General features: G+C 71.6%; 10 protein-coding genes. 6 read left to right on the top strand and 4 right to left on the bottom strand.

Going from position 1 to position 10,501, the window contains the following annotated elements; all coding sequences use genetic code 11:
• Positions 1-51: 51 nt before the first annotated feature.
• Positions 52-1,386, bottom strand: a complete 1,335-nt coding sequence (locus tag Pka01_RS18075) for an RNA polymerase sigma factor (protein WP_203883942.1) — start codon at positions 1,384-1,386, stop codon at positions 52-54.
• 148 nt (positions 1,387-1,534) lie between these two features.
• A complete protein-coding gene (locus tag Pka01_RS18080) occupies positions 1,535-2,641 on the bottom strand; it encodes an AMP-binding protein (RefSeq protein ID WP_203883976.1) in 1,107 nt (368 codons plus the stop codon).
• A gap of 127 nt (positions 2,642-2,768) precedes the next feature.
• Between Pka01_RS18080 and menB the strand changes: the two genes are divergently transcribed.
• The 3 genes from menB to Pka01_RS18095 all read left to right on the top strand — a co-directional run bounded on the left by menB (position 2,769) and on the right by Pka01_RS18095 (position 6,108).
• Positions 2,769-3,599, top strand: a complete 831-nt coding sequence (gene menB / locus Pka01_RS18085; protein ID WP_203883943.1) for a 1,4-dihydroxy-2-naphthoyl-CoA synthase — start codon at positions 2,769-2,771, stop codon at positions 3,597-3,599.
• Between the two features lie 68 nt (positions 3,600-3,667).
• Positions 3,668-5,332 carry a 2-succinyl-5-enolpyruvyl-6-hydroxy-3-cyclohexene-1-carboxylic-acid synthase gene (gene menD / locus Pka01_RS18090; protein ID WP_203883944.1) on the top strand — a complete coding sequence of 555 codons (1,665 nt, stop codon included), beginning with the start codon at positions 3,668-3,670 and terminating at the stop codon, positions 5,330-5,332.
• A gap of 128 nt (positions 5,333-5,460) precedes the next feature.
• Complete coding sequence (locus Pka01_RS18095) at positions 5,461-6,108, top strand: DedA family protein (protein WP_203883945.1); 648 nt, start codon at positions 5,461-5,463, stop codon at positions 6,106-6,108.
• Between the two features lie 12 nt (positions 6,109-6,120).
• On the opposite strand, the gene Pka01_RS18100 is transcribed toward Pka01_RS18095, so the two are convergent.
• Positions 6,121-6,858 carry a GntR family transcriptional regulator gene (locus Pka01_RS18100; RefSeq protein ID WP_203883946.1) on the bottom strand — a complete coding sequence of 246 codons (738 nt, stop codon included), beginning with the start codon at positions 6,856-6,858 and terminating at the stop codon, positions 6,121-6,123.
• A 262-nt stretch (positions 6,859-7,120) separates the two neighbouring features.
• Here Pka01_RS18100 and Pka01_RS18105 point away from each other — a divergent pair, with 262 nt between their 5' ends.
• Complete coding sequence (locus tag Pka01_RS18105; RefSeq protein ID WP_203883947.1) at positions 7,121-7,603, top strand: cupin domain-containing protein; 483 nt, start codon at positions 7,121-7,123, stop codon at positions 7,601-7,603.
• Positions 7,604-7,629: 26 nt separating this feature from the next.
• Entirely contained in the window at positions 7,630-8,250 is a 621-nt protein-coding gene (locus tag Pka01_RS18110; protein ID WP_203883948.1) for a YigZ family protein, read from the top strand.
• 35 nt (positions 8,251-8,285) lie between these two features.
• Here Pka01_RS18110 and Pka01_RS18115 read toward each other — a convergent pair whose 3' ends face one another.
• Complete coding sequence (locus Pka01_RS18115; RefSeq protein ID WP_203883949.1) at positions 8,286-9,509, bottom strand: isochorismate synthase; 1,224 nt, start codon at positions 9,507-9,509, stop codon at positions 8,286-8,288.
• Positions 9,510-9,675: 166 nt separating this feature from the next.
• Here Pka01_RS18115 and Pka01_RS18120 point away from each other — a divergent pair, with 166 nt between their 5' ends.
• A complete protein-coding gene (locus tag Pka01_RS18120; protein WP_203883950.1) occupies positions 9,676-10,500 on the top strand; it encodes a GDSL-type esterase/lipase family protein in 825 nt (274 codons plus the stop codon).
• Position 10,501 lies beyond the last annotated feature (1 nt).

Here is a 10,501-nt window from a genome sequence, read left to right on the forward strand (position 1 = left end):
AGAACGGGCCCGCGCCGGTGCGGCGCGAGCCCTGCGTTTCAGTTCTGCGGGTCAGCTCGCCCAGTCGAGCAGCGGGCGGGCGTTGCTCGGGTGGCGGAGCTTGGAGAGCGACTCCTTCTCCAGCTGGCGGATCCGCTCCCGGGTGAGACCCAGGTGCCTGCCGATCTCGTCGAGAGTGTGCGGCTTGCCGTCCGTCAGCCCGAAACGGAGGCTCATGATCTTCGCCTCACGCGGGGACAGGTTGCCCAGTACGCCCTTGAGCTGCTCGGCCAGCAACTGGCGGTCGACCACCTCGGACGCCTCAGGGGAGTCCACGTCCTCGATCAGGTCGCCGATCCGGGTCTCGCCGTCCTCGCCGATCGTGGAGTCGAGGCTGATCGGCTGCCTGCTCGTGCGGAGCAGCTCCTCGATCTGGTCGGGCGTCTTGTCGAGCTCCACCGCCAGCTCCTCCGGGGTGGGCTCGCGGCCGAGACGCTGGTGCATGTCACGCTCGACCCGCGACAGCTTGGACAACATCTCCAGCACGTGGACGGGGAGGCGGATCGTCCGGGCGGAGTCGGCGAAGCCGCGCTGGATCGCCTGCCTGATCCACCACATGGCGTACGTGGAGAACTTGTAGCCCTTGGTGTAGTCGAACTTCTCCACGGCCCGGATCAGGCCGAGGTTCCCCTCCTGGACGACGTCGAGGAGGGCCATGCCGCGGTCGGTGTACTTCTTGGCGACCGACACGACGAGGCGGAGGTTGGCCTCCAGCATGTGGTCCTTGGCGCGCTTGCCGTCGTCGATGACCCACTCGAGATCCTCGCGGACGCCCGGGGCGAGCTTCGCGCCGCTCTCCAGGGCGGTCTCGAGCTTGTACTCCGCGTAGAGCCCGGCCTCGATGCGCTTGGCCAGCTCGACCTCCTGCGCGGCGGTCAGCAGGGTGCGGCGGCCGATCGACTTCAGGTAGGTGTGCACCGAGTCGCCCATGACGGACGTGTTGTCGTCCAGGTCGGCCGTCCCGGTGTGCTCGGCGTCCTCGGGCGACCAGTCCTCGTCCTCGGGCCGATCGTCGGCCTGCTCGTCAGCGGGGGCGGCCGTCTTCCCGGCGGAACGGCGGGTGGCGGCGGTCGCGGCGGCCCTGCGGGTCTTCCGCGCGGGGGTCTTCTTTCCTGCGCTCTGGGGAGGCACGGCGGTGTCGTCCTCCGAGGCCAGCTTCACGCCTGCCTCGGCGAGCTCGCTGAGGATCGAGCGGCCCTCGGTGGGGCTGACCCCGAACCGGGCAAACGCCTCGCGGAGTTCCGACAGGGAAAGGTGACCCTGCTCTCGCCCTTGGTCCAGAAGCCGGCCGAGGGTCGTCGGGGAAACCTCGCTGTCGGGCGCGGTCGCCACGGCAGTGCGGGGCATGAAGGCACCTCCTCCTTTACGGAGTTCTCATACGTGCGGTGGTCGGGTGGGTGGCGGCGGCACGGCGCGCGCACCAGTAGCAATAACGCCGGTGGCCGCAGTTTGTTCCCGGGGACCCCGGGTACGGCGGGCCAGGCGCGGCGGCGGGCTATCGCCGGGACGGCTCCCTGAGGGCGGCGAGATCGGGTTTGCCGTTGCCCAGGAGCGGGATGGCGGTCACGATCTCCACGGCGCGCGGGGCGGCGTAGGCGGGCAGCCGCTCCCTGGCGAAAGAACGGAGATCCTCCAGGGTGGCGTCGCCGACGACGACCGCCACGACGATCTCACCCCATTCGGGGTCGGGCCTGCCGACGACGGCGACGTCCCGCACTCCCGGGTGGGCGGCGAGGACCTCCGCCACGACCCCCGCGACGACCTTCTGGCCGCCGGTGTTGATGACGTCGTCGGCCCGGCCGAGCACGGAGAGCCGGCCGTCGGCGACGACCCCGAGATCGGAGGTGACGAACCACCTCCCGTCGAAGGGGGCGTCCTCACGCAGGCGGTATCCGGAGAAGAGGACGGGCCCGGCGATCCGGACGCGGCCGTCGCCGCCGATTTCGAGATCTACATTGTCAAGGGGGACGCCGTCGTACACGCATCCGCCGCTGGTCTCGCTCATGCCGTAGGTCGTGACGATCCGGGCGCCGGCCCGGGTGGCCTCCGCGATCAGGCCGGGTGGAGCGGCCGCCCCGCCCAGGAGGATCGTGCGGAAGGCCGAGACGTCGGCGCCCGTGTCGAGCAGCCGCCTGAGCTGGGTCGGCACGAGGGACACGTGGTCGGCGCCGCTCGCGGCGACGTCGCCGGGGACGAACCGCCCATGGATGATCGGATCGGTCCCGCTGAGCAGCGACCTGATCAGCACCTGCATCCCCGAGATGTGCGCCGGGGGCAGGCAGCACAACCAGCGCTCGCCCTCCCGCGCCCCCACCCGGGTGAGCGACGCCCGCGCCGACGACGTGAGCGCGGAGGCCGTCAGCTCGACGCCCTTCGGCGCCCCGGTCGACCCCGATGTGGCGATGATCACAGTCGCGTCGGTGGGCACGCCGCCGGGCTCCCGCCGTACGCCGTCGGGGGTGACGACGTGCGTGGGCCGCAGAGTGGCGAGCGCCGCCTCCAGCGCGGGTCGCGGCAGGTCGGGGGAGAGCGGCAGCACGGCGGGTCCATCCCCGGACAGGGCGTGCCGTACGGCGTCGAACAGGGCGGGCCCCGGTGGCATGAGCAGGGCGTGGACCGGTCGCTGTCCAAATGGGGTCGGCACGGTCGTAAGGTTAGTCCGGGTACGGGCGCGTCCGGTTCGGGGGCCGACACCTGACGGCCGCCGACACGACGATTGAGGAGCGAGCGTGGCCATCGGGCTCGACTGGAAGCGGTCCGGCGATTACGAGGACATCGTCTACGAGACGGTGGAAGGCATCGCGAAGATCACCATCAACCGGCCCGAGCGGCACAACGCGTTCCGCCCGACGACCCTCTTCGAACTCCGGGACGCGTTCAACGTCGCCCAGGAGGACCCGGAGGTCGGTGTGATCATCTTCACCGGCGCGGGGGACAAGGCGTTCTGCTCGGGCGGCGATCAGAAGATCCGCGGTGACGACGGGTACGTCGACGACAAGACGCACGGCATCGGCCGGCTCAACGTCCTCGACCTCCAGGTCCAGATCCGCCGCTGCCCCAAGCCGGTCATCGCGATGGTGGCGGGCTACGCGATCGGCGGCGGCCACGTCCTGCACGTCTGCTGCGACCTGACGATCGCCGCGGACAACGCCAAGTTCGGACAGACGGGCCCCAAGGTGGGCTCGTTCGACGGCGGCTACGGCTCCTGGCTGCTCGCCGAGACCGTCGGGCTCAAGCGGGCCCGCGAGATCTGGTACCTCTGCCGACAGTACGACGCGCAGACCGCCCTGCAGTGGGGACTCGTCAACGCCGTCGTCCCGCTCGAGCGGCTGGAGGAGGAGACCGTCCAGTGGGCGCGCGAGCTGCTGGAGAAGTCGCCGCTCGCCCTGCGGATGCTCAAGGGCGCGCTCAACGCGGTGACCGACGGCGCCGCGGGCATGCAGCAGTTCGCTGGTGACGCCACGCTCCTGTACTACATGAGCGAGGAGGCCCAGGAGGGTCGCGACGCCTTCAAGGAGAAGCGCACCCCCGACTTCTCGAAGTTCCCCCGCCGCCCGTAGATGGGGATGATCGCCGACCCGTCCCGGGAGGGACGCCGAGCCGACAGGCGGATCGCGGGGCCGCGGCCGTGAACCCAGCCACCGCGCTCGCCACCGTGCTGGCAGACGAACTCGTCCGCTGCGGGGTGACCGACGTCGTCCTCGCGCCGGGATCACGCTCGGCGCCGCTCGCGCTGGCCGTCCACGCGGAGTCCCGTCTCCGGCTGCACGTGCGCATCGACGAGAGGTCGGCGTCGTTCCTCGCGCTCGGGCTGGCGAAGCGGTCGGAGCGGCCGGTGGCGGTGATCTGCACGTCGGGCACGGCGGCGGCGAACTTCCACCCGGCCGTCATCGAGGCCTCCGAGTCGGGCGTGCCGCTGCTCGTGCTGACCGCCGACCGGCCGGCCGAGTTGCGGGGCACCGGGGCCAACCAGACCATCGACCAGGTCAAGCTGTACGGCTCGGCCGTGCGCTGGTACGCCGAGATCGGCGTGCCCGAGGACCGGCCCGGGCAGGTGGCCTACTGGCGGTCGCTCGCCGGGCGGGCCTACCAGCGGGCGCTTGGACCGACGGACCCGGGCCCGGTCCACCTGAACGTGGCGTTCAGGGAGCCGCTGATCCCGGACGGCGACACCACCTGGTGCGAGTCGCTCGACGGCGACGCCGGAGGGGCGTGGATCAGGGCCAGGGTCGCGCCGCCCGCGTCCGCGCTGCACATCCCGCCGACCCGCAGGGGCGTGCTCGTCGTGGGCGACGGCGCACCCGGGGTCCGGCGCTACGTCGCCGCGGCGGGCATGGCCGGCTGGCCGGTCCTGTCCGAGCCCAACGGCGGCGGCCGGTACGGCGACCACGCCGTCTCCGCCTATCACTTCCTGCTGTCCGACCCGGAGTTCGCGCGGGCCCACCGTCCCGACGTGGTGGTGACCCTCGGGCGTCCCGGCCTGTCCAGGCCGCTGATGTCGTGGTTGCGCCGCGCAGACGAGCACATCGTCGTCGCGAGCGACCTCACGCGCTGGCCCGACCCGACGAGGTCGGCCACGCAGGTGGCCCAGGCCGTGGAGATCCCCATCGCGGCGGGCGACGACTCGTGGCTGAGGTCCTGGCGGGAGGCCGACCACGTGGCGAGGGACGCGATCGACGGCGTGCTCGCCTCCGCGGGGCTGACGGAGCCGCGCCTGGCCCGCGACCTCGCCGGACTGCTCCCCAACGGCTCGCTGCTGTTCTGCGGGTCGTCGACGCCGATCAGGGAGCTCGACCAGACCATGCGGCCCCGCCGGGGGCTGCGCCTGATGGCCAACCGCGGGGCGTCGGGGATCGACGGGCTCGTCTCCACGGCGATGGGCGCCGCCCTCGCCCACAACGGGCCCACGTATGCGCTGATCGGCGACCTGACGCTGCTGCACGACCAGAACGGGCTGGTGCTCGGCCCTCGTGAGCCGCGGCCCGACCTGTGCCTGGTGGTCGTGAACAACGACGGCGGAGGGATCTTCTCGCTGCTGCCTCAGGCGGCTCTCGAGGGGCCGTTCGAGCGGGTCTTCGGCACTCCGCACGGCGTGGACCTCGGCTACGTCGCGGCGGCGAGCGGCGTGCCCCACACGCTGGTGGAGGACATCGACGACCTGCCGAGGGCGATCAAGGGAGACGGCCTGCGGATGGTCGAGGTCCGCACGGACCGCGCGGAGAACGCGGCCGTCCACATCGCGATGCGCGACGCCGTACGGGAGGCGATGCGGGCCCGGGGCGAAACGGCCTAGGAAACGGGCACAGAAACGGGCCTGGGACTCGTCCTCGTGGCCGAATCCGCGTTGATACTCGAGATGGATGCGCCGACTTGGGCGCTTCGGCATGATGTACCTGGTTCGCCCGGACAGAGTGGAGTGACATGCACGTCGTCGACGAGTGGTTGCAGACCATTCCCTCGGTCTGGGTCTACGTCCTCGTGAGCCTGGTGGTCGGCCTCGAGAGCCTCGGGATCCCCCTGCCCGGGGAGATCGTGCTGGTGAGCTCCGCGCTGCTGGCGGCCCAGGGTGTCGTCCATCCGCTCGTCGTCGGGATCTGCGCGAGCGCGGGGGCGATCGTGGGGGACTCGATCGGCTACTTCATCGGCCGCAAGGGCGGGCAGCCGCTGTTCGACCGGCTCGGCCGGCGGTTCCCCAAACACTTCGGGCCGGCGCACATCGCCAAGGCGGAGCAGGTCTTCCACCGGTGGGGCATGTGGGCGGTGTTCTTCGGCAGGTTCGTCGCCTTGCTGCGCATCCTCGCCGGCCCCCTCGCCGGGGCGCTGCGCATGCCGTACTGGCGTTTCGTCATCGCGAACGTGCTGGGCGGCGTCCTGTGGGCGGGCGGCACCACGGCGGGCGTCTACTACCTGGGCGTGGTCGCCGACAAGTGGATGAAGAACTTCTCCTGGGCCGGCCTGGGCGTGGCGGTGATCTTCGGCATCGCGACCACGATGTGGATCAAGCGCAAGGCGGCCAAGTCGGTCGCCGCCGAGGAGGAGGCCGCCGCGGCCGAGGCCGTCGGGGCCTGATCTCGTGCCGGGTCACCGCTCGATCAGCGTCACCTCCAGCGAGTAGTGCGAAGCGCGGTAGACGTGTGATCCGTGCTCGACGGCCCTGCCCTGGTCGTCGTACGTCGTGCGGGCCATCGTGATCAAGGGGGCGCCGCGGCGCTCGCCGAGCAGGCGGGCCTCGGCGGGGCTCGCTGACTTGGCGCCGATCCGCTGGTTGGCGACCCTCAGCCGGACCCCGGCCGCCCGCAGCACCTCGTAGAGGCCCCGCTCCTCCAGCGCCTCAGCGGTGAGGGAGGCGGGCCCGGGCGGCAGCCAGTTGTGCAGCAGGGCGAGGGGCTCTCCCGAGGCGTAGCGGACGCGCTCGATCCTGAGCACCTGGGTTCCGGTGGGGAGGCCGAGCACCTCGGCGATCTCCTCGTCGGAGGCGACGGTCTCGATGGCGAGGACGGTGGTCGCCGGCTCCTGGCCGGCTCTGCGGAGGTCGTCGTAGAGGCTCGTCAGCTCGACCGACCGCTTCACCTGGCCGTGCACGACCTGGGTGCCGACGCCTCGCTTGCGGACGAGCAGGCCCTTGTCGACGAGGTACTGGATGGCCTGGCGGACCGTCGGCCGCGACAGGCCCAGGCGGTCGGCGAGCAGGATCTCGTTGTCGAGCCGGGAACCGGGCGGGAGGTCGCCGCGCCTGATGGCTTCGGAGATCTGCTCGGCGACCTGGAAGTAGAGGGGCACCGGGCTCGACCGGTCGAGGTCGATCTGGAGCTCGCTCATGTTCTCCTCCTCAGCCGGATCGATCTTATCGGCGTGGAATGTCCGGACAAAGAACACGGGCGAGAAAGTAATGCGATACCTGGCGGCCAACTACGCGCGCCTCACCCTGTGAATCTACTTTGTAAAGGAGCCGGGGTGGTGCGCGCCACCCTCCCGCCGGAGACAACCGGTCCCCTGGCGAACGGCGGCCCGGCACGCGCGTGGCTTCATGATTGACGGACTGGGGACGACTCCAGGGACACGGAGAAGGAGGAGGATCTCGATGGCGGACGGCCCGACCCTGCCGGAAGACCCGTTCCACCGGCGACTGCACCACATCGCGCCCGCGGCGCTCACGCCGGAGACGGCGCAGACACCGGGCATGCGCCGCCTCGCCGCCATCAGCGGAGCCGGCGTGCACTCCTCGGGACTGTGGATGGGCCAGACCCACGTGGCGCCGGCGACCGTCTCCGCCGACCACCACCACGGTGCGTCCGAGACCGCGATCTACGTCGTGAGCGGCACCCCCTCGTTCGTCTTCCTCGACATGGAGGGCGAGGAGCCACGTGAGACCCGGATCGACGCGCGGCCGGGCGACTTCGTCTTCGTCCCGCCGTTCGTCCCGCACCGTGAGGAGAACCCCGACCCGGACCACGAGGCGATCGTCGTCATCGCGCGGAGCACGCAGGAGGCCATCGTGGTGAATCTGCCCGGTCTGCGGTGGGAGGGGCCCGCGGCCCGGGGACGTGACGGGCGCGCGGGCTGAGTTCATGGGGTGTGTAGCCTGACGCGGTGGCCGCGCCGTACCTGACGATCAAGAACATCACCGAGCACGAGATCGAGGTGCGCCGCTCGCGCTTCATCTGCGCGCTCGCCCCCACGGACACGGAGGAGGCGGCCCGCGCGTTCATCGCCGGGATCCGCCGCCGGCACGCCGACGCCACGCACAACTGCACGGCCTACGTCATCGGCGACCGGATCCGGAAGGCGGACGACGACGGAGAGCCGGGGGGAACGGCGGGCACGCCCATGCTGGAGATGCTCGCTCGCCGGGGCTTCGCCGACGTCGTCGCCGTGGTCACCCGTCACTTCGGGGGCGTGCTGCTGGGCGCGGGCGGTCTCGCCCGGGCTTACGGCGGCGCGGTGGGAGAGACGCTCGACCGTGCGGAGAGCGTGACGATGGTCCCGGCGACCGTGGCGACGGTGACGATCGGCCACGCCCACGCCGGCCGTCTGGACAACGATCTGCGGGCCTCGCCGTACGCGTTGCGGGGCGTGGCCTACGGGGCCGGCGTCACCTTCGAGGTCGCCGTTCCTCAAGACGGGCTGCCGGCCTTCGGGGAGTGGCTGGCGACGGCAACCGCGGGGCGCGCGGCGGTGGAGTTCGGCGGCCTCGTCTACCAGGCCCGCTGAGGAAGGCGCGCCCCCGCGGCCCGGCGGCGCGGGGCTCAGCCCTCCAGCGCATACTGCATGGCGCGGAACTTCGCCTGTGCCTCGGCGAGCTCCGCGACCGGGTCGGACCCGGCCATGATGCCGCAGCCGGCGAACAGGCGGGCGCGGGCGCCGGAGATCTGGGCGCAGCGCAGGGCGATGCCCCACTCGCCGTCGCCGCGTGAGTCGATCCATCCCACGGGCCCCGCGTAGCGGCCGCGGTCCATGCCCTCCAGTTCGCCGATCACGCTGAGGGCCATCTCGGTGGGCGTGCCTCCCACGGCGGCCGTGGGGTGCATGGCGGCCACCACGTCGAGCACCGAGGCGCCGTCGGACAGGCGGCCGGTCACCCGGCTGGCGAGATGCTGCACGTTGGGGAGCACGAGGAGTTCCGGCTCGGCCGGTACTTCGAGGGCGGCGCACAGGGGGGCCAGCGCCTCCTTGACGGACACGACGGCGCAGACGTGCTCGTGGCGGTCCTTCTCCGAGGCCATGAGCGCGGCGCCGCGGGCGGCGTCGTCGGCGGGGGACGAGCCGCGCGCGATGGTGCCCGCGAGGACCAGGGACTCGATCGACTGGCCCCGGTGACGGACGAGGAGTTCGGGGGTGGCGCCGACGAGCCCGTCGACGGAGAAGGTGTAGCACTCGGGGTACCGCTGGGCGAGCCGTGAAAGCAGCACGCGAGTGTCGATCTCCCCGTCGGCCGTGGCGAGGAGGTCGCGGGCCAGCACGACCTTGTCCAGAGACCCGGCCCTGATCCTCCGCACGGCTCTGGCGACCCGCTCCTGCCACTCGGGGGCGCTCAGCGAGCCGTCGCCGTACGTGATCCCCCGAGGGGCGGTTAACGGCGCGACGGCGTCGCCGGCGGCGTCGCCGACGGTGGTGAGCCAGGCGCGGCCGCCGGAGCGGGCGAGGATCACCTGGGGCACCACCAGGGTCGACCCCTCCGCGCCGGCGTCGAACGTGAACGACCCGAACGCCACGGGGCCGGATCCCGGCATCCCCACCTCGTCGTCGATCCACGCGTCGTCGAACAGCGACGACAACCACTCACGCGCCCACTCGAAGCGGCCAGGGCCGGGCGGGACCGTGGTGCGGGCGGCCTGGCCCCATCCGACGAGACCCTCGCCGTGCCTGACCCAGGCGTACGGCCCCGCGCCGGGAAGGCGCGAGAGCAGATCGTCCGGATCGCGTACGGCGACCGTGCGAACCGTGAGGGGGCGGATCAGCGCGACACTCATTTGCCTCACTTTACGCAGGAACTGAACACGTTCGACACCGACCCCCGGACGCCGGGACGGCCGTGTCAAGCACCGATAGGAAGTTGGTCATGGAAGCCTGAGCTCCCCTTGTGGTCACTGACCGATCCTCCGCGCGATCTCTAGGTTTGGTCTCCCGGAGGTGTTCATGATCAAGAAGCTCGCAGCCGTCGTCGTCGCGTCGGTCCTCGTGGGAACCGGCACAGCCCACGCGCGGACCTCGCGGCAGGCGATGCCCAGGGTAATGGCCGCGCTGGGGGACTCTATTAGTTCTGGATTCAATGCTTGTGGCTGGTATGTGTCGTGTACGTCACGTTCGTGGGCGGCGGGTGACTATTCGGGCGTCGACAGCCACTATCTGCGGTTGCTGGCGGTGAGCCCGGCCCTCAGGGGGCACAACCTGAACTTCGCCGTCCCCGGCGCGACGAGCGCGGAGCTCGCGGCGCAGGCCCGCCAGGCGGCCGCGGCCGGCGCCGAGTATGTCACGATCCTGATCGGGGCACAGGACGCCTGCCAGGATTCGGAGGCGGCCATGACGCCGGTCGCCACCTACCGGCAGCGGATCGACGCGGCGCTCGCGGTGCTGCGGCCGACGGGCGCGCACGTGTTCGTCGCCAGCGTCCCCGATCTGAAGCGGCTGTGGTCGGTCGGCAGGACCAGCAAGTGGGCCCGCGCGTTCTGGGCGATCGGCAGGATCTGCCCCTCGATGCTGGCGAACGCGGGATCGGCCGACCGCCGGGACGAGGCGCGCCGCGACCGGGTGCGTGCCCGTGTGATGGCCTACAACGAGCAGCTCAGGCAGGCGTGCGCCCTGTACGGCACGGCCTGCAGGTACGACGGCGGCGCGGTCTTCTCCTACCCCTTCACGCTGAACCACCTGAGCGCCTGGGACTACTTCCACCCCAACGCCGACGGGCAGCGGGCTCTCGCCGGGATCACCTACAACGCCGGACTCGTCCCCGCGGCCGCCTAGG

Source organism: Planotetraspora kaengkrachanensis, assembly GCF_016862895.1.
GTDB classification, from domain to species: Bacteria; Actinomycetota; Actinomycetes; order Streptosporangiales; family Streptosporangiaceae; genus Planotetraspora; species Planotetraspora kaengkrachanensis.

Coding starts and splice junctions, on each gene's coding strand:
- Pka01_RS18095 (WP_203883945.1), top strand. CDS start 5,461: ATGCACGTCGTCGACGAGTGGTTGCAGACCATTCCCTCGGTCTGGGTC.
- Pka01_RS18080 (WP_203883976.1), bottom strand. CDS start 2,641: ATGCCACCGGGGCCCGCCCTGTTCGACGCCGTACGGCACGCCCTGTCC.
- Pka01_RS18105 (WP_203883947.1), top strand. CDS start 7,121: ATGGCGGACGGCCCGACCCTGCCGGAAGACCCGTTCCACCGGCGACTG.
- Pka01_RS18115 (WP_203883949.1), bottom strand. CDS start 9,509: ATGAGTGTCGCGCTGATCCGCCCCCTCACGGTTCGCACGGTCGCCGTA.
- Pka01_RS18075 (WP_203883942.1), bottom strand. CDS start 1,386: ATGCCCCGCACTGCCGTGGCGACCGCGCCCGACAGCGAGGTTTCCCCG.
- Pka01_RS18100 (WP_203883946.1), bottom strand. CDS start 6,858: ATGAGCGAGCTCCAGATCGACCTCGACCGGTCGAGCCCGGTGCCCCTC.
- Pka01_RS18120 (WP_203883950.1), top strand. CDS start 9,676: ATGATCAAGAAGCTCGCAGCCGTCGTCGTCGCGTCGGTCCTCGTGGGA.